Source organism: Rathayibacter sp. Leaf299, assembly GCF_001423055.1.
Lineage (GTDB): Bacteria > Actinomycetota > Actinomycetes > Actinomycetales > Microbacteriaceae > Rathayibacter > Rathayibacter caricis.
On record NZ_LMNT01000007.1, the window covers coordinates 1 to 23,085 of the forward strand.

A 23,085-nucleotide genomic window follows, 5' to 3' on the forward strand; every position below is an offset into this window, starting at 1 on the left:
CACCGACTCCGCCACACCACCACCTGGCAGGTCCGACACAGACCAGCACCGACTCCGCCACACCACCACCTGGCAGGTCCGACACAGACCAGGCGGCGTCCTCGAGTGGACCAGCCCCACCGGACGACACCACACCACCGCACCGGAACCACCGGAATTGCCGAAGTCGTCGGAGTCGCCGCCACGACTCTTCGGAGGAGCGCCGGAGCAGCGACGTGAAGGCGATCCCCCTCCGTTCTGAGGAGGGCCGGGACGCTCCTCTCGAGCGCGCGCAGAGGAGCACTCCAGCGCTCGTCGCCGACCTCCAGCGGGCTGCGACGCACCGTGTCCGGCGAACGCCGAACGCAACCGCCCACGACTGCGCGGGCGGTCGTCTGTGAAGCGACCCGGCTGCCCGAGGGGTCGTCCGGGTCGATCCCCCTGCCGACGCGACAGCGTGCTCATCGAGATCCCCTGCAGCGGCAGGGTCCACAGCGAAGGATGAAGCAGTCGCAGTGGAGGAGGACGGCGTCCCGGGAATCGACGAGCTCTCCGTATCGACGAGCGCTCCCTATCGACGATGTCGACGTGCGCCGACCCTGTGCTCGAGGGGAAGGCGGACGGGCCGCAGGTGGACGAGTCGTACTCGACCGGCGCGGGCGAGACAGCACAGCGGTGCGCAGCAGCGGAACCTGGTTCCGTTGTGGACGCGAGCGGAAGGTGCGACGAAGCGGAGCGACCGAACCCCGCTCATCGAGACCGCGTACCGGGCAGCAGCCGTTTCGCGATGGCAGAGTGACCGTCGTCGAGCGCAGCGACACCCTCGAGGGCAGCGCCGTCGGCACGCACCCGGAGAGGTCGAGCCGCGCCCGCTCTCAGCGCTCCGAGCGGCCCCGCTCCCGGTCGCGCGCGAACAGGTGGCCGGCGAAGGCCAGCGCGGCGCCGAGCGCGAGGCCGACACCCACGCCGGCACCCACTCCGATGCCCGGGAACACGAGCGAGCTCGCGATCCCGAGCAGCAGTCCGACGACCGCGCCGCCGACGGTCCAGAGCACGGTCAGTCCTCGCGCTCCCACGGGGCGGCGATCGGGTAGTACTCCTCGAGGAACCCGATGACGGCCTTCGTGCGTGCCTCCGCCGAGATCTCGGGGAAGCTGCCGTCGTTCAGGCAGAAGAAGTCGACGGCCCGGTTCTTCAGGAGCTTCTTCATGTCCTTCAGGCCCTGGTGCATCGTGGTGTCGACGTACTTGACCTTCGCGTTCTCCTGCACGACCGCTCGGCCGGTCATCAGCGCGTAGTAGTGGTACAGCGAGTTGGTCACCGACACGTCGCTCGCGGAGCGGAAGCGGCTCGCGGCGGTCGCGGTGAACTCGGGCTCGAACTCGGCCTCGAGCTCGCTCATGACGCTCTTGCGCAGCGGAGTCGCCGCGTGCTCGAGGTGACGGGTGGTCATCGCTCCGAAGCGCTCGCGCAGGAGGCGGCGGTTGACGCGCGCGGCGTTCTCGAAACCGCTGCGCGTGGAGTTGGAATCGCCCATGCCGATGCGCGTCGTGGCCTCGATGAACTTCGTGATCCCTCCGGGTGAGAAGAAGATCGACGGATCGACCGGTCGCCCGAAGAACATGTCGTCGTTGGAGTAGAGGAAGTGCTCGGCGAGGCCCTGGATGCGGTGGAGCTGGCTCTCGACGGCGTGCGAGTTGTGGGTGGGCAGCACCGAGAGGTCGCGGAAATGGTCTTCGCTGCGCACGAGGGTCACATCGGGGTGCTCGTCGAGCCAGCGGGGGCGCGGCGAGTCGGTGACGATGTAGATGTGCCGGATCCACGGCGCGTACATGTAGACGCTGCGCAGGGCGTACTTGAGCTCGTCGATCTGACGGAAGCGCGCGGGAGCGTCGTCGCCCTCGCCCACGACGTAGCTGGCCATGCGGGCCGCCCGGGCGCGCTGGAACTCGAGATCGGTGCCGTCGACCCAGGAGAAGACGATGTCGACGTCGAAGCGGATGTCGCTGACGAGCGGCTCGAACATGCCCTCGAAGGTCGGCCAGGTGCGGCCGTAGGCCTCGACGTGCGCGTCGATCGCCTCGGCGACGGGCAGGCTGCTCCGCATGAGGGCGTTCTCGGCAGGAGTGGTGATCTCCTCGTCGCCCACCTTCCACAGCTCCAGGCGCACGCCGCTGCGGGCGCCGTAGCGGAGCGATCCGGTCGAAGAGACGCGAGGGCGGAAGAGTGAGAAGACGTAGGCGCGCGGGTACGGCGCGATCATCCCCTCAGCGACCAGGTGCGGCGGGGTGCCCCGCTTGTCGAGGGTCTTCACGTAGAAGGGCTCGGTCGCGAACGCACGGGAGAGCAGAGTGGCCAGCTCGGTGCCGAGCGAGCGGTCGACGGCCAGGAACGGCGATCCGTCGGTGCCGCGGATGAGGCGGTAGGGGAACTCGGCCTCGTCGAGGACCTCGCCGATCGCGATCAGATCCTCGGTCCACGCTGCCTTGGGCGTCGTACTCGAGTTCACCAGCGAGAACAGACCGGCATGGACGACCACGTCGTCGCGGTCGAAATGGCGGGGACGCAGGAGCGGTGACGGGAGAGCACGGACGGAAGGCATGATTCACATTATCCGCCGCCCGTTTCCTGCGCGTTACCGCGGGTTCACCTTGACAGGGAGTCGAATCGGGCGAACGCCTCCTCCGCCGCCTGTCCCGCACCGTGGGCACGGTGGCCCTCCTCGGCGAAGGCGACTCCGAGGGCGGCGGCGGGCTCTCCGAGACGGGTCGCCCGGGCCGCGTGCTCGCCCAGCGCACGACGTGCCGCGAGGGCGTCGCGCTGCTCTCCGAGAGAGTCCGCGATGTCCTCGGCCGCGCTGCCGAGGCGGTGGATCGTCGATCCGACCGCCGAGGGGACGACGGACCGCCAGGCCTCGACGACGTAGCGCAGCCGCTTCGCCGCCTTGCGGACCTCGTGGCGGTCGGGTCCGCTCCTCGCCGTCTCGAGTCGCGAGAGCTCCTTCTTCAGCGACCGCTTCACGAGCTTCTTCGGGCTCGACGCGGCCTTCGGGAGCCGCGGGGGGTCGCCGAGGAGCTCGTCCAGCGAGGCCAGCAGATCGAGGTAGCGACCGCCGCGCAGGGTCCGCGCGACGCGGCGCACCGCGACGCCGTGCCTCCGCTCGACCTCCTCGAGGATCGTGCCGGGCGCGACCGCCGCCGCCGGGAGCTGCTCGGCCGCGGCGTCGAGGTCGGTCCGGAGCCGCGCCCCGAGCACCTCCTCGTCCCGCGCCGCGCCGAGCACCGAGCCGAGCCAGCGCAGCTCGTCGCGGATCGGGTCGGTCGCGGCGCGGTCCAGCACCGAGCGGGAGGCGGCGAGGACGCTGCGCAGACGCCGGCTGAGCGTGCGCATCCGGTGCAGGGCGTTCTCGCCCTCGAGCCGGACGAAGGGGTCGACCGCGCGCAGCTCGCGCAGGAGCGCGGCGATCGCGGCGAGCGCCGCCTCTCCCCCGTCGCGAGGGGCGGGTCGGCGGTCGTCGATCGGCCCCCCGGTGGCGCGGGCGAGCTTCGAGGCGCTCTCGGCCGGCCGGGCACCGCCCGCCAGCAGGCGGTCCTCGATCGCGTCGAGGACGGCCTCGCCCTCCTGGCCGGACGCGTCGACGAGCTCGACCTCCCACTCGCGCCACCGCCGCTCGACTCCGGTGCGGGCGTCGACGGCCACCACGAGGTCGTCGGCGACCTCGGCGAGCTGACGACCCGACGCGTCGAGGATGCGGGTGATGCCGCGCCGGGTCTCGAGGAGGGCGAGCGGCTCGAGCCGCGAGCGGCCCACATGCCCGAGAACAGCCGAGCGGATGACAGTGGGCACCGCGCTGGACTCGGTCAGCGGCGCGTGGATCTCAGTGCGCCCCGCCGAGCCCGGGAGCTTCACGTGCCAGCCCTCGTCCGCCCCGCCCGCGCGACGGCGCAGCGTGATGCGGCCGCGGGAGAGGGCGCGACCGGACGTGTCGAAGTACTCGGCACGGAGCTCGACCGGGTTCTCGCTCACGCTCCCGGCCACCGGCCCGGCACCCACGAGATCGGGCAGCGCGGTGTCGGCGCCGACGTCGTACTTGCGCTCGACCTCCGTCTGCGTGTGCGAGGCGCGCTGCGCGGTCGGAGCGGGCTTCTTCGTCTTCTTCGCGCTCGGCATGGTCCATTCTGCGCACGGCGCAGCGGTGCCGCGCACCCGGGGGCGCCGAGGAGCCGCTCCGGCCTAGGCTGAGGGGATGACTGCGCCCGTCCCGCCCGTCGCCCGCCGCATCCCCCTGGAACGCCGTCATCACGGCGACACGGTCCTCGATCACTACGAGTGGCTGCGGCGCAAGGAGGACCCCGAGGTCCTCGCGCACCTCGAGGTCGAGAACGCCTACACCGACGCCGTGCTCGAGCCCCTGGCCCCGCTGCGCGAGCGCCTGTTCGACGAGATCCGCTCGCGGACGAAGGAGACCGACCTCTCGGTCCCCGTGCGCGAGGGCGGCTGGTGGTACTTCTCGCGCTCGTTCGAGGGGCGCCAGTACGCCGTGCACTGCCGCGCGCCGATCAGCGGACCGGACGACTGGACCCCGCCGTCCCTCGGCGAGGGCGGCGAGCTCCCGGGCGAGCAGGTCGTCCTCGACGGCAACGCCGAGGCGGAGGGGCACGACTTCTTCTCGCTCGGCAGCTTCGACATCAGCGCCGACGGCCGCTACCTGCTCTTCGGCACCGACGTCGAGGGCGACGAGCGCTACACCCTCCGCATCCGCGACCTCTCGACCGGCGAGGACCTCGCCGACGTCGTCGAGGGCACGGGCGGCGGAGCGACCTTCGGCGCCGACGCACGGTTCGTCTTCTACCCGACCGTCGACGAGTCCTGGCGGCCGGACACGGTCTGGCGGCACGAGGTCGGCACCGACTCCTCCGCCGACACCGTCGTCTTCTCGGAGCCCGACGAGCGCTACTGGATCGGCGTCGGCCTCACCCGCAGCCGCCGCTTCCTCGTGATCGAGATCGGCAGCAAGATCACCAGCGAGTGCCTCCTGCTCGACGCCCAGGACCCGACCGGCGAGTTCCGCTCCGTCTGGCCGCGGCGCGAGGGAGTGGAGTACGAGGTCGAGCACGCCGTTCTCGACGGGCGCGACCGCCTCCTGATCGTGCACAACGACGACGCGCTCGACTTCGAGATCGTCGAGGAGCCGGCGGACCTCTCCCTGGACGCCGCCGAGCGTGCCGCGCAGCGCCGTGTCGTCGTCCCGCACCTGCCCGGCCGCCGGATCGAGGGGGTCGACGCCTTCGCCGGCCATGTGGTCGTCTCGTACCGGTCGGAGGGAGCGACCCGGCTGGGTCTCCTGCACGAGGGCGGAGCTGCGGCGACCCTGGACGAGATCGTCTTCGACGAGCCGCTCTACGACGCGGGGCTGGCCGGCAACCCGGAGTGGGCGCAGACGTCCCTCCGGCTCGCCTACACCTCGTTCGTCACCCCCTCGACGGTGCTCTCTCTCGACGTCGCGACCGGCGAACGCACTGTGCTCAAGCAGCAGCCGGTGCTCGGCGACTACGACCCCGAGGAGTACGTCCAGCGCCGGGAGTGGGCGACGGCCCAGGACGGCACGCGGATCCCGCTCTCGCTGGTCTGGCGCCGCGACGCCGCGGATCCCGACGCGGCCCCGGCTCCGCTGATCCTCTACGGCTACGGCTCCTACGAGGCGAGCATCGACCCCGGCTTCTCGATCCCCCGGCTCTCGCTGCTCGACCGCGGAGTCGTCTTCGCGATCGCGCACGTGCGCGGCGGCGGCGAGATGGGCCGCTCCTGGTACGAGAACGGCAAGACGCTCTCCAAGAAGGCCACCTTCACCGACTTCGTCGACTCCGCTCGTCACCTGGTCGACTCCGGGTTCACGACTCCGGAGCGGCTCGTCGCCCAGGGCGGCTCGGCCGGCGGTCTGCTGGTCGGCGCGGTCGCGAACCTCGCCCCGGAGCTGTTCGCGGGTGTCCTCGCGCAGGTCCCGTTCGTCGACGCGCTCACGTCGATCCTCGATCCGTCGCTGCCGCTGACGGTCATCGAGTGGGACGAGTGGGGCGACCCGCTGAACGACGCCGAGGTCTACGCCTACATGAAGTCCTACTCCCCCTACGAGAACGTGCGGGAGGGAGTGCGGTACCCGCGGATCCTCGCGACGACCAGCCTGAACGACACGCGCGTGCTCTACGTGGAGCCCGCGAAGTGGGTGGCGCGGCTGCGCGAGGTCGGTGCACCCGCACTGCTCAAGATCGAGATGACGGCGGGCCACGGCGGCGTGAGCGGGCGCTACGAGCGCTGGCGCGAGGTGGCGTTCGAGTACGCGTGGACGCTCGACGTGCTCGGGCTGTCCTGAGGGCCGACGCGAGCGCTCGACCCCGATCGGCGGTGCGCCGCTCCGGACCGCAGCGTCCTGCCGCAAGCCCCAGCCGGGTGTCGTCCCCGACGCGTAGGGTTCGGGGTGCCGACGAAGGGGAAGAGCATGAGCGCAGGCCTGTCGATCGACCGGATCGCCGCATGGGTGGCGGACCAGAGGTGGTACGCGAGCAAGGGGCGGCGCCCCGAGCTCGAGGTGCGCGGCGCGTGGACGCTGCGCCCCGACGGCGGTGAGGTGATCGACCATCTGTTCATCGACACGGCCGGGACGAGCCCCGTGCTCTACCAGGTACCGGTGACGGTCCACTCCGCTCCGGTCGCCGGCCTCGAGGACGCGCTGGTCTACTCCGACGGCGAGCGCTGGGTCTACGACGCACCGCGCGACCCGTTCTTCGCGCGGGCGCTGCTGGCGATGATCGCCGACGGCGGCCGCTCCGACACGGACGGCGCCGAGGGCGGTGCCCGGGCCGAGGGCCACCGGCAGCCCGGTGCCGTGATCGGCGCCTTCGCCTCGTCGAAGGTCCTCAGCGGCGAGCAGTCGAACACCTCGATCATCGTGTCGACCACGGCCGAGGACGGCTCGATCGGGACGCCGGTGATCGTGAAGGTCTTCCGCGCCCTGCACCACGGCGACAACCCCGACGTGACCGTGCAGTCGGCGCTCAACGCCGCGGGCAGCGCGCTCGTGCCTCCGGTGATCGGCAACGTCACCGGCGAGTGGGACGACGAGGGCGAGCCGTCCGGCCGCGCCTTCGGACACCTGGCGTTCGCGCAGGAGTTCCTCCCCGGCGTGCAGGACGCGTGGCGGGTCGCCCTCGAGGCGGTCGCCGCCGACTCCGACTTCACCGGCCCCGCGCGGGCGCTGGGCCTCGCGACCGCCGAGGTGCACGCGACCCTCACCGACGTGCTCGAGACCGAGGAGGCGACCCTCGAGGTCGTCGAGCGCATCGTCGCGACCATGCGCCGCCGCCTCCGCATCGCCTCGTCCGAGGTCCCGGTGATCGCCGAGGACTCCGACGCGATCGACGCCGTGTTCAGCGCCGCGGCGAGCGCTCCGTGGCCGCTGCTGCAGCGGATCCACGGCGACTACCACCTGGGTCAGGTCCTGCTGGTGCCGGACCGCGGCTGGGTGCTCCTCGACTTCGAGGGCGAGCCGCTGCGGCCGATGAACGAGCGCCGGATGCCCGACGTGGCCCTGCGCGACGTGGCAGGCATGCTGCGCTCCTTCGACTACGCGGCCGGAGCGCACGAGCAGTCCTCGCCCGGATCGAGCCGCGCGGAGTGGGCCGCGGCGAGCCGGGCCGCGTTCCTCGAGGGCTACTCCGAGCGCGCGGGCGACGCCGTCGAGGCCCACCGCGCCGTCCTCGACGCGTTCGAGCTCGACAAGGCGGTCTACGAGGCTATCTACGAGGCGCGCAACCGTCCCGAGTGGCTGTCGATCCCGGTGACGGCCGTGCAGCGGCTCGTCGGACGCTCGTAGGGTTCAGGTATGAGCAGTCACGACAGCACCCCCGACAGCGCCCCCGACCACGAGCCGGACGAGCCGCTCGATCCGCTGAGCGATTTCAGCATCCCGGGCGACACCGATCTGCACACCGACGGCGACGCCTCCGGGGCCGACGGGGAGAAGATCGCGGAGCCCGGGACCGAGGACTAGGGTCCGGAGTCGGCTAGAGCCAGCCCCAGCGCTTGAACAGCCGGTGCAGCACGACGCTCGAGGCGACCATCAGTCCCAGCGCGGCCGGGTAGCCCCACGCCACGTGCAGCTCCGGCATGACGTCGAAGTTCATGCCGTAGACGCTCGAGATCATGGTCGGGGCGAAGAAGATCGCCGCCCAGGCCGAGATGCGCTTGACCTCGTCGTTCTGCTGGTTGCCCGCTTCGGCGAGGCGCTTCATGTCCTCGTTCTGCCGCTGCGCGACGAGGGTCGCGTTCACCGCGAGGATCTCGCGGAGGGTCGTCCGGAAGCCCTCGACGCGCTCGTCGACGACGGCGACGTGGTCGGCGACGTCGCGGAGGTAGCGCCGGAGCTCCACGTCCTCGCGGAAGACCTCGAAGTCGGTGACGAGGCGGCCGAGCATGCCGGTCAGCGGACGCGTCGCGCGCTGGAAGTCGAGGACCTCCTGGCTCAGCTCGTAGATGCGCCGGGACACCGCCGGGTCGCCCTCGAAGACCTGCGCCTCGATCTCGTCGATGTCGTTCTCGAGCCCGGCGACGACCGGCGAGTACTGGTCGACGACGGCGTCCAGGATCGCGTAGAGGACCGCGACGGGGCCCTTCCGCAGCAGCTCGGGATCGGCCTCCATCCGGCGCCGCACCAGGGAGAGATCGGGCTTCTCGGAGTGGCGGACCGTGACGACGAAGTTCGGGCCGACGAACAGGTGCAGCTCGCCGAAATCGACCTCCTCGCGCTGGTCGGCGTAGCTCGCGGCGCGCAGCACCACGAACATGTCGCTGCCGTAGCGCTCGAGCTTGGGCCGCTGGTGTGCGCTGATCGCGTCCTCGATGGCGAGCGGGTGCATCGAGAACTCGTCCTCGAGCGCCGCGAGCTCGGACTGGGTCGGACGGTACAGGCCGATCCACGCCATCGCGTCGGGGAGCTTCTGCAGGGCGGCGAGCGCCTCCGGGATGCTGCTCGGCGAGACGATCCGGCGGCCGTCCTGGTAGATCGCGTTGTCGACCGTGCTCGTGCGGGACGGCGCTGGCGGCGGGAGGAGCCGCTCGATCGGAGCGGTGTCCTCGGCGGCGGCGCGGGTGCGCGAGCCGAGTCCGAGGGAGGGGACGCGGGGAAGCTTCACGATCGACTCCTTCCGCCTTCGCCGAGGACCCATTGTGCACCCCGGGGTGAACAGGAGATGTCCGAGCGGGTGCCCCCGCCCGCGGCCCGGCGGTCGGCCCGTGTCGGAGGCCGTCAGTAGCCTGGAGGGACGAGAGGGGGCCACCCCGCACGCCAGGAGGGACGACGTCGGTGAAGCTGCTCCACACCTCCGACTGGCACATCGGCCGCACCTTCCACGGCCACTCCACGGTCGCCGCGCTGTCGCAGGTGCTCGACGCGCTCGTGGCGACCGTGCGCGAGGAGGCCGTCGACGTGGTGCTCGTCTCGGGCGACGTCTTCGACTCCGCGGTGCCGGCCGGCGAGCACTACGCCCTGCTGACGCGTGTGCTCGAGGCGATCCGCGGCGCCGGCGCCGAGGTCGTCCTCACCAGCGGCAACCACGACTCCCCCGCGCGCCTCGGCTTCCAGGCGGGCCTCCTGCGCACGTCGGGCGTGCACGTCCTCACCGATCCCGAGGCCTACGGCGAGCCGGTCGTCCTCGGCGACGAGCACGGCGAGGTCGGCGTCTACGGCATCCCCTACCTCGAGCCGGCCCTCTACCGTCATCGGCACCCGGAGGAGGCGCTGCGCCGGCACGAGGACGTGCTCGCGTTCGCGATGCGCCGGATCCGCGCCTCCGCCGAGGCCGCCGGGCGCCGCTGGGTCGTCCTCTCGCACTGCTTCGCGGTCGGAGCGCCCGCGGGCACCGTCGAGCGCGACATCACCGCAGGAGGCATCGACTACGTCTCGGTCGACCACTTCGCCGACGCCGACTACGCGGCGCTCGGCCACATCCACGGGCGGGCCGAGCTGCTGCCGAACGTCCGCTACTCCGGGGCGCCCCTGCACTACTCCTTCGGCGAGGCCGCGAAGCTCCGCGGCGGCTGGCTCGTCGAGCTCGGTGCCGAGGGGCTCGAGGAGGTGCGCTGGTCCGCGCTGCCGGTCCCCCGCCGCCTCAGCGTGATCGAGGGGCGGCTCGACGAGCTGCTGGTCGACCCCTCGCTCGCCGGGAAGGAGCTCGACTGGGTCTCGGCGGTGCTGACCGACGAGGTGCGGCCCCTGGACGCGATGGCGCGGCTGCAGTCGCGCTTCCCGGGCTGCGTGACGCTCGAGCACCGGCCGCCGAGTGCTCCGGCCGCCGAACCGAGCGCGTACGCCGAGCGGATCCGCGGGCGCAGCGACGTCGAGATCGTCGACGACTTCCTCGCCCACGTGCGGGGGCGGGGTGCGTCGGACGCCGAGCGCGAGACGGTCCTCGACGCTCTCGCCGCGGTCGACGCCGAGGCTCTGCGGTGAGGATCCGGCGCCTCGCCTTCGCCGGACTCGGCCCGTTCCGCGACCCGCAGGAGATCGACTTCGACCGGCTCGAGGACGTCGGCATCTACCTGATCGCCGGCCGGACCGGTGCGGGCAAGTCGACGATCCTCGATGCGATCAGCTTCGCGCTCTACGGATCCGTGCCCCGCTTCGACGGAACGTCCGCGCGGCTCCGGAGCGACCACAGCGCCCCCGAGGACGAGACCTTCGCCGAGCTGGACTTCGAGGCGGCCGGACGGCTCTACCGGATCCGCCGCTCCCCCGAGTACGAGCGCCCGGCCAAGCGCGGCGGCGGCACGACGAGGCAGGCGGCGAAGGTCTCGCTGCTCGAATGCGTCGGCGGCGCCTGGAGCGGCGTCTCGTCGAGCGCGAAGGAGACGGGGGTCGAGATCGGCCGCATCGTCGGCCTGACGAAGGACCAGTTCCTGCAGGTGATCCTGCTGGCCCAGAACCGCTTCCACGAGTTCCTGCTCGCGAAGAACGACGACCGGCAGAAGCTGCTGCGCACCCTCTTCGCGACCGAGCGCTACGAACTGCTCCGCCGACGCCTCCTCGACCAGCGCCAGGAGAGCGCCGCCTCCCTGGAGGAGGAGCGAACCGCCGTCGCCGCCCTCGCCGATGAGGCGCGCCGACTGGGCGGAACGGACGAGGCCGAGGCGATCGATGCGGCGTGGTTCGCCGGCCTCGTCACCTCACTCGAGCCGGCGCTCCTCGAGGCGCGGTCGGAGGTCGATCGGGCCGACGACGCGCAGGTCGAGGCGCGGGCGGCCCTCGACGCCGCGTCGCTCCTCCGTCGCGCCCAGGATCGCCGCTCCCGGGCCCTGCGCGAGAGCGAGGAGCTGGCGGTCGCCGAGGCCGTCGTCGTCGCCCAGCGCGAGCGCGTCGAGCTCGCGCGTCGGGCAGACGGTGTGCTCCCGGTGCTCCGGTCGGCGGCATCCGCCCGGACCGCGGCCGAGAGGGCGGCCGCCGAGCGGGACGGTGCGGCCGAGCTGTTCGGCGCCGTGCTCGCGGAGCCCGCCGAGCGAGCCGGGGCCGCCGAGCGGTCGGAGGCTCTCGGGCGTCGGCTGGGGGCTCTGGCTGACGCCCTCGCGGAGGAGCGCCGTATCCCCGATGCCGGGAAGGCGGTGGAGCGGGCCGAGCGCGCTCGTGCGAAGGCTCTCGCCTCGCTCGAGCGGCTCGAGGGAGAGCTGAAGGAGCTGCCGGTCCGGCTCGACGCCCTCGCCGCGGAGGAGGAGTCGCTCACTCCCGAGGCGGCGACCGTCCCCTCCCGCACCGACGAGCTCGCCGCGCTGGAGCGACGCATCGCGGCCGCCGCCGAGCGCGAGGCCGCCGCGTCGTCGCTCGCGTCGCTCCGCTCGGCCTACGCCGAGGCCGGACGCCGGCACGGCGACCTCGCGGCCGAGCACTCGGCCCTCGTCTCCCGCCGGTTCGCCGGCTTCGCCGGGGAGCTCGCCACGGCCCTGATCCCCGGGGAGCCCTGCCCCGTCTGCGGTGCTCGCGAGCACCCGCGTCCGGCCGAGCACGGCGACCTCGCCCCGGTCTCGACCGAGGACCTCGACCGGGCCCGAGCGGCGGTCGACGCGGCCGCTCGAACCATGGACCGCGCCCGAGATCGCGAGAGCACCGGGGCGCTCGCGCTAGCCGCGCTCGAGGAGCGGGCGGGCGTGGACACCCCCGAGTCTCTCGACCTCGCGCTGATCGAGGGGCGCGAGCGGCTGGCCGCCGCCCGCGCCGCCGCGTCGCGCTGCGAAGCCCTGCGGAGCGAGCGCGGCACGCTGCGCCGCCGGCTCGACGAGCTGACCGCGCTCCGCGAGAGCGCCCGCACCGACGACGACCGGCTGACCCGAGAGGCGACGATCGCGGCCGAGGCGCTGCGGACCCTCCTCGAGAGGGTCGAGGCGCAGCGCGACGGCGCCGACAGCATCGCCGCCCGCGTGGCCGAGCTGACCGAGCGGCGCCGCGTCGCCGACGCCCTCGTCGCGGCGGAGGACCTCCTGGTCGCGCGCACCCGCGCGGCCGACGAGGCGCAGGAGCACCTCGAGTCGGTGCTCGCCGAGCGCGAATTCGCGAGCGCGGCCTCCGCCGAGGCGGCGGCGCTCACCGCGGGCGAGCGCGCGCGGGCCGAGGCCGTCGTCGCCGAGCACGAGCGGCGCAGGGCCGCCGTCGACGCGGTGCTCGCGGAGCCCGAGCTGCAGGGGCTTCCCACGACCCCCGTCGACCTCGCCGGCGCCGAGGAAGCGGCCCGACTCGCCTCCGCCCGCCGCGACGAGGCGCGCTCGCGGCTCTCGGTGCTCGAGCACCGGGCCGCACGACTGGCCGAGCTGTCCGTCCTCGCCGAGAACAGGCTGCGCTCGCTCGAGGGCCGGCTCCGTCGGCACGAGGAGCTGCGTGCTCTCGCCGAGACGATCGACGGCCGGGGCCAGAACACCCGCCGCATGGATCTCGAGGCCTTCGCGCTCGCGGGCCGCCTCGAGGAGATCGTGGGCGCGGCGAACCTGCGCCTCGGCGCGATGACCAGCGGCCGCTACTCGCTGCTCCACGACGACTCCCTCGCCTACCGCAACACCTCCTCCGGCCTCGGGATCGAGGTGCTCGACGCGTTCACGGGCGTGCGCCGCCAGCCCGCCTCGCTCTCGGGAGGCGAGACGTTCCTCGCGTCGCTCGCCCTCGCCCTCGGTCTCGCCGACGTCGTCACGGCGCAGTCGGGCGGCATCACGCTCGAGACGATGTTCATCGACGAGGGCTTCGGCTCGCTCGACGCCGAGACCCTCGAGACCGCGCTGGGCACGCTCGACGCGCTCCGGTCCGGCGGTCGCACGATCGGACTCATCAGCCACGTCGACGCGATGCGCGAGCGGCTGCCGATCGGGCTCCGCGTCGTGGTCGGCGATCGCGGCGACAGCACGCTCCGCACGGACTGAGCGCTACCGCGCCGATCGGCGGTGCCGCGCGACCGCGTCCGTGTTCCCGCAGCGCGCGGAGCAGTAGCGCTGCCGACCGGCCCGGGACTCGTCGACGAAGACCCTGTCGCAGCTCTCGCGCGCGCAGACGCCCATCCGGAGCCCGGCGGAGGAGGACACGAAGAACGCGAGGCCGCCCGCGGTCACCGAGCGGACGCGAGTGACGACGTCGCTGTCGTCCGGCACGAGGTGCAGGTGCGGCGGCATGCCGTCGTGGGTCGCGACGAACAGCGACCCGGCGACCTCGGCGAGCAGGGCGTTCACCTCGTCGCAGCGGGCCTGGACGGAGGTCGCGGCGAAGACGCCCCGCATCCGCCTGCCCCAGGTCCGCAGTGCGAGCGTCGCGGAGGGAGCGAGCGCCGGTTCGCGGACGCCCTGCTCGCGCAGCAGCGGCTCGATCGCGTCGTCGGGCGCCGCGTTCACGAGCGCGGCCGCGAGTCGCGGGCCGACCTGGTGGCGGTGGTCGAAGCTCATCCGCCGACTGTAATGGTTGAACGTCACCGAGGCATGACGTGAGGATCGGCGCATGCACGAGCACCGATGGACACGACTCTCCCGCCACCCGACCAGCGAGGGGATCCTCAGCTACCTGCAGTGCCCCTGCGGGGCGCGGGACATCGAGCTCCTCCCGCTCGCGCCCGCCGTGCTCGTGGCCTCCAGGGAGGGTCGGAGCCGCTGCTAGGGTCGTGCGCAGTGACACGGGGTGCCCGAGAGGGCTGAGAGAAGACCCGTTGAACCTGATCTAGTTCGTACTAGCGAAGGGATGTCGCGAATGAGCATTCGCACGCCTGCCCACCCGACCCTCCACGACCTCGACGGGGCCGCCGTCGGCCGCGACCTCGAGGAGCTGCGCCGGAAGGCGCCGCTCGTCCAGTGCATCACCAACGCGGTGGTGACCGGATTCACGGCCAACAGCCTCCTCGCGCTGGGCGCCAGTCCGGCGATGGCGGACCTGCCCGGCGAGGCCGGGGTCTTCGCCGCGCTCGCCTCCGCGACGCTCGTGAACCTCGGCACTCCCGGTTCCGAGCAGCGCGCCGGCGCCCGCGAGGCGATCGCCGCCGGCGGCCGGTGGGTGCTCGATCCGGTCGCCGTCGGCCCGCTGCCGGTGCGCACCGCCTTCGCGGCCGAGATCGTCGCCCTGCGGCCCTCGATCATCCGCGGCAACGCCTCCGAGATCCTCGCGCTGGCGGGACTTGGAGCCGGCGGGCGCGGAGTGGACGCGGTCGACGGCGCCGAGGACGCGCTCGACGCCGCGAAGGAGCTCGCGCTGCGCACCGGCGCCGCTGTCGCCGTCTCGGGTCCGGTGGACCTCGTGACCGACGGGGTCGCGATCGTGCGCGTCACGGGCGGGCACCCCCTCCTCACCCGGGTGACCGGCGGAGGCTGCGCTCTCGGCGCGGTGATGGCCGCGTTCCTCGGGGCGTCGGACGATACTCCCGCAGCAGCGCTGCGCGCCGCCGTCGCGGGATCGGTCGTGTGGGGCCTCGCGGCCGAGCACGCGGCCTCCGTGTCGGCCGGCCCCGGATCTTTCGCCGTGGCGCTGCTCGACGCGGTCTCGGCCCTCGACGCGACGGTCGTCGCGGAGGAGGCGAGGATCGCATGAGGCCCCTCGACCTCTCCGTCTACCTGGTCACCGACACCCGGCAGTGCGGGGTGCGCGGGGTGCCCGCGGTGGTCGCTGCAGCCTTCGTCGGCGGTGTCCGAACGGTGCAGATCCGCGACCACGACGCCTCCGCGGCCGAGCTGCTCGCTCTCGTCCTGGCCGTCGCCGAGGTGCTCGACGACAGCACGACCCTCCTGGTCGACGACCGCGTCGACGTCGCCCTCGCCGCCCGGCTCGCCGGCGCCCGAGTGCACGGCGTGCACGTCGGGCAGTCCGATCTGCCCGTCGCCGCAGCGCGCGCGCTGCTGGGACCCGACGCGGTCGTCGGGCTGACGGCGAACACGACCGCCCATCTCGACGCCGTCCACGCCCTGCCCGCGGGCACCGTCGACTACCTCGGCGTCGGAGTGATCCGCCCGACCACGACGAAGCCGGACCACCCGGCGCCGCTCGGGATCGACGGCTTCGCCGCTCTCGCCGCCGCGACTGCGCTCCCCTGCGTCGCCATCGGCGGCGTGGACGCCCGCGACGCAGCTCCCCTGCGGGCGGCGGGCGCGGCGGGGCTCGCCGTCGTCTCCGCGATCTGCACGGCGGCCGACCCCGCCGACGCCGCTCGGAGCCTGCGCTCGGAGTGGGACCGATGACCGCGCGGATCCCCCGCGTGCTCAGCATCGCGGGCACCGACCCGACGGGCGGCGCGGGCATCCAGGCCGACCTCAAGTCGATCGGGGCGCTCGGCGGCTACGGGATGGCGGTCGTCACCGCGCTCGTCGCGCAGAACACGCACGGCGTGCGCTCCGTCCATCTGCCCCCGACCTCCTTCCTCCGCGAGCAGCTCGACGCCGTCAGCGACGACGTCGAGATCGACGCGGTGAAGATCGGGATGATCGCGACCGCTGCGATCGGCGCCGAGATCCTCGACTGGCTCGAGACGGTGCAGCCGCCCCTGATCGTCGTCGATCCGGTCATGATCGCGACCAGCGGCCACCGCCTGCTCGACCCCGAGGCCGAGGAGTGCGTCCGCGGGCTCGTCCGTCGCGCACACCTCGTCACTCCGAATCTCCCCGAGCTCGCGGTGCTCGCGGGGACAGCGCCCGCAGAGGACTGGCACGAGGCGCTGCAGCAGGGCGCGCAGCTCGCCCGCAGCCTCGGCACCGCCGTGCTGGTGAAGGGCGGCCACCTCGACGGCCCCTCGACTCCGGACGCCGTGGTCACGCCCGAGGGCGAGGTGCGCGAGATCCCCGGCCGGCGCGTCGACACCGCGAACACGCACGGCACCGGCTGCTCGCTCTCCTCCGCCCTGGCCGTGCTGCTCGCCGGACGCTCCACCTCGGCCGACGATCTCGCCGAAGCGCTGACACAGGCGAAGGAGTGGCTGACCGGCGCCCTGCGCGCGGCCGACGCCCTCGAGGTCGGCAGCGGCAACGGCCCGATCGACCACTTCCACCGGCTCAGGACCCCGCCGTTCTGCAGCGCCGTCTGGGAGGAGACGGAGCCGCTGCGCCGCGCGATCGACGCGCTGCCCTTCGTGACCGCGCTGGGCGACGGCACTCTCGAGCGGGACGACTTCGAGTGGTACCTCGCCCAGGATGCGCTGTACCTCTCGGAGTACGCGCGCGTGCTCGCCGTCGCGGCGCAGAAGGCTCCCACCGCCCAGGAGCAGGTCTTCTGGGCCGAGAGCTCCGCGCAGGCGATCGCGACGGAGGCTCAGCTGCACCGCGACCGCCTCGGCGGACGCTCCGAGAGCCCGTCCGACGCCACCCGCGGCTACGTCGACCACCTGACAGCCGTGGGGGCCAGGGGCGGTTACGGCGAGGTCGTCGCGGCGCTGCTCCCGTGCTTCTGGCTCTACGCCGACATCGGCGAGCGACTGGGGGCCGCGAACCGGCCGGGCCATCCCTACGAGGACTGGCTCTCGACCTACGCCGACCCCGGATTCGCAGCGGCGACCGAGCGGGCGATCGCGATCACCGAGGCGGCGTCCGCCCGGGCCGGAGACACGGAACGCGCCGCGATGCGCGACGCGTTCCTGCGCTCCAGCCTGTTCGAGCGCGACTTCTTCGCGGCTCCGCTCAGCCGATCGCCTCGCGGAGGACGTGCATGAGCGCGTCCAGCTGAACGGTGTCCGCCGAGGCGGTCTCGGCGTCCGCCCCGTCGAGGGCGCGGGCGGCGAGGCCCGCCTTGGCGTCGATCAGCTCGGCGATCTTGGCGTCGATCGTGTGTGCGGCGATGATGCGCCACGCCGTGACCGGCTCCTCCTGACCGATGCGGTGCACGCGGTCGATGGCCTGGGTCTGCTCCGCGGACGTCCAGGACAGCTCCGCGAGGACCACGTTCGAGGACGCCTGCAGGTTCACGCCCACTCCGGCCGCCGTCAGCGAGCAGACCGCGACCGAGACGTCGGGGTCGGTGTTGAACGCGTCGATCTGCGACTGGCGGAAGGTCGCCGTCTGGTCGCCGCGGATCGAGACGGAGGCGAGCTCGCGCTTCTCGAAGGTGTCCTCGGCCTGGTCCATCACGTCGACGTGCTTCGCGAAGAAGACGACCTTGCCGACCGAGCGCGCGAGCTGCGAGGCGTAGTCCGCGGCGAGCGCGGCCTTCGCCTGGCCGATGCGCCGCACCATCGTGAACACGTTCTCGCCGGTCTTCGCCGACTTCGACTCCTCGAGCTCGCTCTGCGCGACGATGCGGATGAACCGCTCGCTCTCGTCGGTGTCGAGCTCGTGCGTGATCGAGGCCGTGACGGCCTTGTACCGCTGCAGCATCCGGGCGCCCAGCTCGCGCTCGGCCTTCTGGATGGAGCGGCCGAGGTCGTCGTCGAGCTCGACGGGCAGGTCGACGATCCGCTTCGACGGCAGGTCGGCGGCGACGTCGATCTTCTTGCGCCGGACGATGCCGAGATCGATGACCGCCTCGCGCGCCTCCGGGTAGAAGGCCGTGTCGGCCGGAGTGAGGCCCGTGTCCTCGAGGCGGCTCATCAGCTCGGTGCCGGGCTTCGTCTCGTCGATCCAGCCGAGGAAGCGCCAGATGGCGCGGAAGTCGTCGACGTCGTTGATCAGCGGCGTGCCCGTCAGGGCGATCATCAGCGGATCGTGACCCGGAGTGGTCTCGCGGATCTTCGAGGCGAGCGCGAGCACGCTCTGCGACCGCTGCGACCGCAGGTTCTTGATGAAGTGCGCCTCGTCGACGACCATGCCGCGGAAGCCCATGCTCCCGAGCCAGCCCAGGTGGCGGTCGAGGATGTCGTAGTTCACGATGACCACGTCGGCGAACGCGTCGAGGGTCGTCCCGTCGCCGTGGATCACGGTCGCGCGGCGCTGCGGCGTCCAGTGCTCGACCTCGCGCGCCCAGTTCATCTTGACGACGTTCGGCACCACGGCGAGCAGCGGGTACGACCCGGTGACGGAGGCGGCGAGCAGGCTCTGCGCGGTCTTGCCGAGGCCCGGCTCGTCGGCGAGGAGGAAGCTGCGGTGCCCCTCCCGAGCGCTCTCGATGAAGCGCGCCTGGTGCTCCATCAGCTCCCGGCCGCGCGGGGAGACCCGGTCGAGGGTAGGCGGCTCGGGCAGCTCCATGCTCGCGGCGCGTCCGCCGGCGCCGTACTCGAACGCCTTGAAGAGCGGTCCGAGCAGCTCCCAGTCGTCGAGTCGACGGCGGGTCGGCGCCGGAGCGGCGGCGATCGAGAAGTCCGGCGGGAGGAACGGGTTGGCGAGCTGACGCGCGCGGACCGACGGCGGAACGACCTGGTTGACGGGCGCTTCCGGCTTGGGCTCCGGCTCGGTCACGATGAGCAGCTCGTCGGGAGTGAGCTCGGCGCCGGCCTCGAGCAGCCAGTCGCGGCGCAGCTTCTGCGCGGCGGCCGTGTATCCCGCCTCCGATTCGAGGAGGCTGATCAGGCTCGTGTCGCGCGCCGCGGTCTTCGCGAGGATCGTCGCGATGCCGTCCAGGCGCTTCATCTCCTCGGCGCGCTGAGCGTCGCTGAGCTCGGTGTCGACCTTGACCCGCTTGCGCTCCTCGCGCATGAGCAGGGCGATGACGAGGAACTTCGTGCGGTTGGTCGGGCCGACCTTGCCGCTCTGCGCCTTCGCCTCCACCTCGCGGACGCGTCGCGCGAGGATCGGGATGATCCCGGCGTTGTCGCCTCCGCGGGGCCGCGAGCGCGGCCTGCTCCCGGCCGCGTTCGTACGACGCGTCTGACCACCGGACTGACGCTGGCCGCTGCGAGCCATGCTCCTCCTCGACGTTCGACGGGGGCGCAGGAGGGGTTCCCGGGCTCTACCGTCGGCATTGCCGCCGCTGTGTCGCCTCCGTGGAGGCGGTCGTGCGTCGGTGCACCCGGTGGCCGTCGGGAGCTCCGAGCAACGGATCTGAGACCCGGTCGCAGCATCCCCGGCGCGCGGGTGCGCCCTCATCATACCCCGAGGAGGTGCGGCACACCCCGACCCGGTGCGGCCCGCCCCGAGGAGGCGCGGCGGATCACTCCGCGACGGGCACCTTGATGATCAGCCCGGCTGCGACGACGACGCCGACGGCCGCCAGGTGGAGGGAGGACCAGACCGCGTCCGGGAACGCGAACGGCAGCACGGGGTTCCAGAGCACGAGGATCGGCACGAGCCCGATCAACCAGAGCAGCGCCCGCGCCTGGATCGCGAACCAGCCGATCACGGCGGCGAGGATCGCGACCGGGTACCGCACGAAGTCGTACGCGTCGCCGCCGACGAGGGCGAGTCCGGCGAGGAGGACGATCGCCGCGAGCACACCGGGAGCCAGCGCCATCTTCGACGTGGCGCGGGATGGGTACCGGCCGGCGGGGCCGCGGGAGGACGGAGCAGCGTTCACTCCTCGATCGTACGGGGCGGCGGGTGGGATACCCCCGGCGGGTATCCGCCGAGTCGGCGTAGGCTGGCGGAGTGATCGACGATCTGAAGAAGAGGTCCCTCCACCGCGCGCGCATCCTCGAGGGGCAGATGCGCGGACTCGCGAAGATGATCGAGAACGAGGACTACTGCGTCGACATCGTCACGCAGTCCCTCGCGATCCAGAAGTCGCTCGGCTCGCTGAACAAGCTGATCGTCGAGAACCACTTGCGCACCCACGTGACGACGATGTTCGACGAGGGCGGCGAGGCGCGCGAGGCGGCGATCGCCGAGCTCGTGAAGATCTTCGAGCTCTCGAACAACCGCTCGTGACCCGGCTCGTCGCGCTCCGCGGGGACATCACCCGCGAACGGGTCGACGTCGTGGTGAACGCCGCGAACTCCTCCCTCCTGGGCGGAGGCGGCGTCGACGGAGCGATCCACCGTGCGGGCGGTCCCGAGATCCTCGAGGAGTGCCGTCGCCTGCGCGCGGGATCACTCCGGGACGGGCTCCCCGCGGGGTCGGCGGTGGCCACGACGGCGGGGCGGCTGCCCGCCCGCTGGGTCGTGCACACCGTCGGGCCGGTGCACTCCCGCAGCGAGGACCGCACCGCGATCCTCTCCTCCGCGTACACCGAGTCGATCGCCGAGGCCCGCGGGCTCGGCGCGCGGACCGTCGCGTTCCCCGCGATCTCGGCCGGCGTGTACGGCTGGCCGATGGACGACGCCGCCCGGGTCGCCGTGGCGGCCGTCCGAGGAGCGACCACCGACGACGACCCGATCGAGGAGGTGCGCTTCGTGCTCTTCTCGGACGACGCCCTCGAGGAGTTCGCTGCGGCGCTGAGCTGAGCTCAGAGCTGCCGCTACGCCGTCTTCGGCCGCGCGAACTCGTCGAACGGCAGCGTTATCGGGCGCGTCCGCGGAGGCATCCGCAGCAGAGCGTCCAGAGCGGGGCCCATCGCCTCGCGCCAGGCGCGGTAGCCGTCCTCGTTCAGGTGCAGCCGATCCGGGCTGTAGCGGTCGTCCATCGCGCCGTCCTCCGTGGCGAAGACGGGCCACAGGTCGAGGTACGCCGCGTGCGCCGTGGGCGCGAACTGCCACAGGTGGCGGTTCACGTCGCGGATCTGCGGCGCGAACTCGTGCCCGCGCGGCAGGACCGAGTTGACCAGGAGCCGCACGTCCGGGAGGTCGCGGCGCAGCGTCGCGACGATCGTCTCGATGTTGCGCACGATGTGCTCGGTCGTGCGGTGCCAGGCGAGGTCGTTGGTGCCGACCAGCAGCACCACCGTGTCGGGGGCCTGCTCGACGAGCTCGGGGAGGCGCGCCACGACGTCGGCCGTGGTCGCTCCTCCGTGGCCCTCGTCGACGACCGTCGACGCCGTCAGCCATCCGTCCCAGGCGCCCGCCTGGATGATGCTGTCCCCGACGAAGAGGACCGTGCCCAGCTGGAGATCGCGCCCCGCGTCCGTGTCCGACAGATCGCTCATCGTGCTCCTCTCATCGATGCCGGGAGCGGTGTCGCTGCTCTCCGGCCGTTCCATTGTCACCGCTGCGCTCCGCGCCCGCCAGAGGAGCGCTCGTCGCCCGCGTCCGGCAAGTCGAGCGCGGTGGCCGTGATCCGGTTCGCCATGCCGTTGAAGACGATGCCGTGGAAGGGCAGGACCGCGAACCAGTAGAGGCGTCCGGCGAGCCCCTGCGGAAAGAAGACGGCACGCTGCGTGTAGACGGATCCGCCGCCCTCGTCCGGCTCCGCGTGCATCTCGAGCCACGCTCCGCCCGGCACCTTCATCTCGGCGCGCAGGCGCAGCAGCGTCGGCCGCTCGATCGCCTCGACGCGCCAGAAGTCGAGCGCGTCGCCGGCGTGCAGTCGCTCGGAGTCGCGGCGTCCGCGCTGCAGGCCCACTCCCCCGACCAGCTTGTCCATCCAGCCCCGGATCGCCCACGCGAGCGGGAACGAGTACCAGCCGTTCGTGCCGCCGATCCCCTCGATGACCCGCCACAGCTTCGCCGCGTCGGCCTCGGTGCGGCGGACCTTGAGGTCGACGTAGACGGTGTGGCCCGCCCACTCCGGGTCGCTCGGCAGCGGATCGCTCGGGGCGCCCGAGACCTCGGCGTTCTGCCAGCTCGTCTCGATCTCGCCGGCCTGCATCTTGCCCAGCGCCAACCGCACCGAGCGGCGGTACGGCGTGAGGCCGCCCTCGGGGTCGGGGATGAGCGAGCGGATGTCCTGCTCGCGCACCACGCAGTCGTACTGCAGCGAGGCGATGATCGGCACCGCGAGCGAGCGCGGGATCGGCGTGACGAGGTTGACCCACTGCGAGGCGAGCCAGGGTGTGAAGACCGGGAGGGAGGCGATGGGACGCTGCGGCAGGCCGGCCTCGACCGCGTAGCCGTTCATCATCTGGCCGTAGCGCAGCACGTCGGGGCCGCCGATGTCGAAAGTGCGGTTGAGCGTGCGGTCCTCGAGCGAGGCGGCGCCGATCAGGTAGTGCAGCACGTCGCGCACCGCGATCGGCTGGATGAAGTTGCGCACCCACTGCGGAGCGGGCATGTAGGGCAGCACGTCGGTGAGGTGCCGCACCATCTCGAACGAGGTGGAGCCGGAGCCGATGATCACTCCGGCCTGCAGGGCGATCGTCGGAACGCCCGACTCCATCAGGATCCGGCCGACCTCGGCGCGGGAGCGCAGGTGCTTCGAGAGCTTCTCGCCGTCGGGGTGCAGTCCGCCGAGGTAGACGATCCGCTCGACGCCGGCCGCGAGCGCCGCCTCGGCGACGTTCGTCGCCGCCCGGCTCTCGACCTCCTCGAACTTCGCGTGGTCGGCTCCGGAGCCCATCGAGTGCACCAGGTAGTAGAGGACCGAGACGCCCTCGAACGCGGTGGTCAGCGACTCCGGATCGCCCAGGTCGCCCTGCGCCACCTCGACCTGCTCGGCCCAGGGCACCTCGGCGAGCTTGCGCGGGTCTCGGACCAGCACGCGGACGCGGAAGCCGGCCTCGAGCAGTCGCGGGGTGAGCCGGCCGCCGATGTAGCCGGTCGCACCGGTGACGAGCGCCAGAGGGCGCGACGGATCGGAGGAGGATTCGCTCATGTCGGCCACGGTACGCCGATGCCCTGGCAGGCTCCCCCGCTGGTGCCGTCCGTCCTGCGCTGCTAGGACCGGCGG

Annotated in this window: 20 protein-coding genes and 1 riboswitch; of the genes, 11 read left to right on the plus strand and 9 right to left on the minus strand. The window is 72.6% G+C overall.

Features of this window, described 5'->3' with window-relative positions; translation table 11 throughout:
* Positions 1-854 precede the first annotated feature (854 nt).
* From ASF48_RS17815 to ASF48_RS17825, 3 genes are read right to left on the minus strand one after another with little or no spacing between them, the layout of a single operon-like run.
* Positions 855-1,034 (minus strand): hypothetical protein, encoded by a 180-nt coding sequence (locus ASF48_RS17815; protein WP_056866880.1) that lies wholly within the window; start codon positions 1,032-1,034, stop codon positions 855-857.
* 2 nt (positions 1,035-1,036) lie between these two features.
* Positions 1,037-2,581, minus strand: a complete 1,545-nt coding sequence (locus ASF48_RS17820; protein ID WP_055794599.1) for a stealth family protein — start codon at positions 2,579-2,581, stop codon at positions 1,037-1,039.
* 44 nt (positions 2,582-2,625) lie between these two features.
* A complete protein-coding gene (locus ASF48_RS17825) occupies positions 2,626-4,149 on the minus strand; it encodes a CYTH and CHAD domain-containing protein (RefSeq protein ID WP_055794601.1) in 1,524 nt (507 codons plus the stop codon).
* A gap of 76 nt (positions 4,150-4,225) precedes the next feature.
* On the opposite strand from ASF48_RS17825, the gene ASF48_RS17830 reads away from it, so the two are divergent.
* From ASF48_RS17830 to ASF48_RS19565, 3 genes are all read left to right on the plus strand, one after another.
* Entirely contained in the window at positions 4,226-6,349 is a 2,124-nt protein-coding gene (locus ASF48_RS17830; RefSeq protein WP_055794603.1) for a S9 family peptidase, read from the plus strand.
* 126 nt (positions 6,350-6,475) lie between these two features.
* Entirely contained in the window at positions 6,476-7,849 is a 1,374-nt protein-coding gene (locus ASF48_RS17835; protein WP_082481766.1) for a maltokinase N-terminal cap-like domain-containing protein, read from the plus strand.
* A gap of 9 nt (positions 7,850-7,858) precedes the next feature.
* Positions 7,859-8,026, plus strand: coding sequence for a hypothetical protein (locus ASF48_RS19565; protein WP_157603242.1), 168 nt, complete (start codon positions 7,859-7,861; stop codon positions 8,024-8,026).
* Positions 8,027-8,039: 13 nt separating this feature from the next.
* Here the strand turns inward: ASF48_RS19565 and ASF48_RS17840 are convergent, their stop codons facing one another.
* The gene (locus tag ASF48_RS17840; RefSeq protein ID WP_442965584.1) at positions 8,040-9,167 is read right to left on the minus strand and encodes a magnesium and cobalt transport protein CorA; all 1,128 of its coding nucleotides are present in this window, start codon (positions 9,165-9,167) and stop codon (positions 8,040-8,042) included.
* 170 nt (positions 9,168-9,337) lie between these two features.
* Here ASF48_RS17840 and ASF48_RS17845 point away from each other — a divergent pair, with 170 nt between their 5' ends.
* Both ASF48_RS17845 and ASF48_RS17850 read left to right on the plus strand, forming a co-directional pair.
* Positions 9,338-10,483: an exonuclease SbcCD subunit D gene (locus ASF48_RS17845; protein ID WP_055794607.1), complete on the plus strand. Its 1,146-nt coding sequence runs from the start codon at positions 9,338-9,340 to the stop codon at positions 10,481-10,483.
* Positions 10,480-13,425, plus strand: coding sequence for an AAA family ATPase (locus tag ASF48_RS17850; RefSeq protein ID WP_055794610.1), 2,946 nt, complete (start codon positions 10,480-10,482; stop codon positions 13,423-13,425). The genes ASF48_RS17845 and ASF48_RS17850 overlap by 4 nt, the downstream gene beginning before the upstream one ends.
* A 3-nt stretch (positions 13,426-13,428) precedes the next feature.
* Here ASF48_RS17850 and ASF48_RS17855 read toward each other — a convergent pair whose 3' ends face one another.
* Positions 13,429-13,938, minus strand: coding sequence for a CGNR zinc finger domain-containing protein (locus tag ASF48_RS17855; protein ID WP_055794611.1), 510 nt, complete (start codon positions 13,936-13,938; stop codon positions 13,429-13,431).
* Between the two features lie 52 nt (positions 13,939-13,990).
* Between ASF48_RS17855 and ASF48_RS19825 the strand changes: the two genes are divergently transcribed.
* The 4 genes from ASF48_RS19825 to thiD all read left to right on the plus strand — a co-directional run bounded on the left by ASF48_RS19825 (position 13,991) and on the right by thiD (position 17,171).
* Positions 13,991-14,146, plus strand: coding sequence for a hypothetical protein (locus tag ASF48_RS19825; RefSeq protein ID WP_200931049.1), 156 nt, complete (start codon positions 13,991-13,993; stop codon positions 14,144-14,146).
* A gap of 7 nt (positions 14,147-14,153) precedes the next feature.
* Positions 14,154-14,245, plus strand: a riboswitch (TPP riboswitch).
* Positions 14,237-15,067, plus strand: coding sequence for a hydroxyethylthiazole kinase (gene thiM / locus ASF48_RS17860; protein WP_055794613.1), 831 nt, complete (start codon positions 14,237-14,239; stop codon positions 15,065-15,067). It overlaps the preceding riboswitch by 9 nt.
* Positions 15,064-15,711, plus strand: a complete 648-nt coding sequence (thiE, locus tag ASF48_RS17865; RefSeq protein ID WP_055794616.1) for a thiamine phosphate synthase — start codon at positions 15,064-15,066, stop codon at positions 15,709-15,711. Before thiM ends, thiE begins: the two co-directional genes overlap by 4 nt.
* Complete coding sequence (thiD, locus tag ASF48_RS17870) at positions 15,708-17,171, plus strand: bifunctional hydroxymethylpyrimidine kinase/phosphomethylpyrimidine kinase (RefSeq protein WP_055794725.1); 1,464 nt, start codon at positions 15,708-15,710, stop codon at positions 17,169-17,171. Before thiE ends, thiD begins: the two co-directional genes overlap by 4 nt.
* Here thiD and ASF48_RS17875 read toward each other — a convergent pair.
* Together ASF48_RS17875 and ASF48_RS19570 are read right to left on the minus strand one after the other, a co-directional pair.
* On the minus strand, positions 17,140-19,293 hold the full coding sequence (locus ASF48_RS17875) for a DEAD/DEAH box helicase (protein WP_055794618.1): 2,154 nt from the start codon (positions 19,291-19,293) through the stop codon (positions 17,140-17,142). The genes thiD and ASF48_RS17875 overlap by 32 nt on opposite strands.
* 247 nt (positions 19,294-19,540) lie before the next feature.
* Complete coding sequence (locus ASF48_RS19570) at positions 19,541-19,903, minus strand: DUF6804 family protein (RefSeq protein ID WP_157603243.1); 363 nt, start codon at positions 19,901-19,903, stop codon at positions 19,541-19,543.
* Positions 19,904-19,974: 71 nt separating this feature from the next.
* On the opposite strand from ASF48_RS19570, the gene ASF48_RS19575 reads away from it, so the two are divergent.
* Both ASF48_RS19575 and ASF48_RS19580 read left to right on the plus strand, forming a co-directional pair.
* Positions 19,975-20,253 carry a metal-sensitive transcriptional regulator gene (locus ASF48_RS19575; RefSeq protein WP_055794622.1) on the plus strand — a complete coding sequence of 93 codons (279 nt, stop codon included), beginning with the start codon at positions 19,975-19,977 and terminating at the stop codon, positions 20,251-20,253.
* Positions 20,250-20,768 carry an O-acetyl-ADP-ribose deacetylase gene (locus tag ASF48_RS19580; protein ID WP_055794623.1) on the plus strand — a complete coding sequence of 173 codons (519 nt, stop codon included), beginning with the start codon at positions 20,250-20,252 and terminating at the stop codon, positions 20,766-20,768. The genes ASF48_RS19575 and ASF48_RS19580 overlap by 4 nt, the downstream gene beginning before the upstream one ends.
* A 14-nt stretch (positions 20,769-20,782) precedes the next feature.
* Here the strand turns inward: ASF48_RS19580 and ASF48_RS17895 are convergent, their stop codons facing one another.
* Both ASF48_RS17895 and ASF48_RS17900 read right to left on the minus strand, forming a co-directional pair.
* Positions 20,783-21,406 (minus strand): GDSL-type esterase/lipase family protein, encoded by a 624-nt coding sequence (locus tag ASF48_RS17895; RefSeq protein ID WP_055794727.1) that lies wholly within the window; start codon positions 21,404-21,406, stop codon positions 20,783-20,785.
* A 56-nt stretch (positions 21,407-21,462) separates the two neighbouring features.
* Positions 21,463-23,010 carry an SDR family oxidoreductase gene (locus tag ASF48_RS17900; RefSeq protein WP_055794729.1) on the minus strand — a complete coding sequence of 516 codons (1,548 nt, stop codon included), beginning with the start codon at positions 23,008-23,010 and terminating at the stop codon, positions 21,463-21,465.
* Positions 23,011-23,085: the final 75 nt, after the last annotated feature.

What these genes read in the sequence shown, in the direction of transcription:
- ASF48_RS17820 (WP_055794599.1), bottom strand. Translation starts at nt 2,581, where the DNA reads ATGCCTTCCGTCCGTGCTCTCCCGTCACCGCTCCTGCGTCCCCGCCAT.
- ASF48_RS17825 (WP_055794601.1), bottom strand. Translation starts at nt 4,149, where the DNA reads ATGCCGAGCGCGAAGAAGACGAAGAAGCCCGCTCCGACCGCGCAGCGC.
- ASF48_RS17830 (WP_055794603.1), top strand. Translation starts at nt 4,226, where the DNA reads ATGACTGCGCCCGTCCCGCCCGTCGCCCGCCGCATCCCCCTGGAACGC.
- ASF48_RS17835 (WP_082481766.1), top strand. Translation starts at nt 6,476, where the DNA reads ATGAGCGCAGGCCTGTCGATCGACCGGATCGCCGCATGGGTGGCGGAC.
- ASF48_RS19565 (WP_157603242.1), top strand. Translation starts at nt 7,859, where the DNA reads ATGAGCAGTCACGACAGCACCCCCGACAGCGCCCCCGACCACGAGCCG.
- ASF48_RS17855 (WP_055794611.1), bottom strand. Translation starts at nt 13,938, where the DNA reads ATGAGCTTCGACCACCGCCACCAGGTCGGCCCGCGACTCGCGGCCGCG.
- ASF48_RS19825 (WP_200931049.1), top strand. Translation starts at nt 13,991, where the DNA reads ATGCACGAGCACCGATGGACACGACTCTCCCGCCACCCGACCAGCGAG.
- thiM (WP_055794613.1), top strand. Translation starts at nt 14,237, where the DNA reads ATGAGCATTCGCACGCCTGCCCACCCGACCCTCCACGACCTCGACGGG.
- thiE (WP_055794616.1), top strand. Translation starts at nt 15,064, where the DNA reads ATGAGGCCCCTCGACCTCTCCGTCTACCTGGTCACCGACACCCGGCAG.
- thiD (WP_055794725.1), top strand. Translation starts at nt 15,708, where the DNA reads ATGACCGCGCGGATCCCCCGCGTGCTCAGCATCGCGGGCACCGACCCG.
- ASF48_RS17875 (WP_055794618.1), bottom strand. Translation starts at nt 19,293, where the DNA reads ATGGCTCGCAGCGGCCAGCGTCAGTCCGGTGGTCAGACGCGTCGTACG.
- ASF48_RS17895 (WP_055794727.1), bottom strand. Translation starts at nt 21,406, where the DNA reads ATGAGCGATCTGTCGGACACGGACGCGGGGCGCGATCTCCAGCTGGGC.
- ASF48_RS17900 (WP_055794729.1), bottom strand. Translation starts at nt 23,010, where the DNA reads ATGAGCGAATCCTCCTCCGATCCGTCGCGCCCTCTGGCGCTCGTCACC.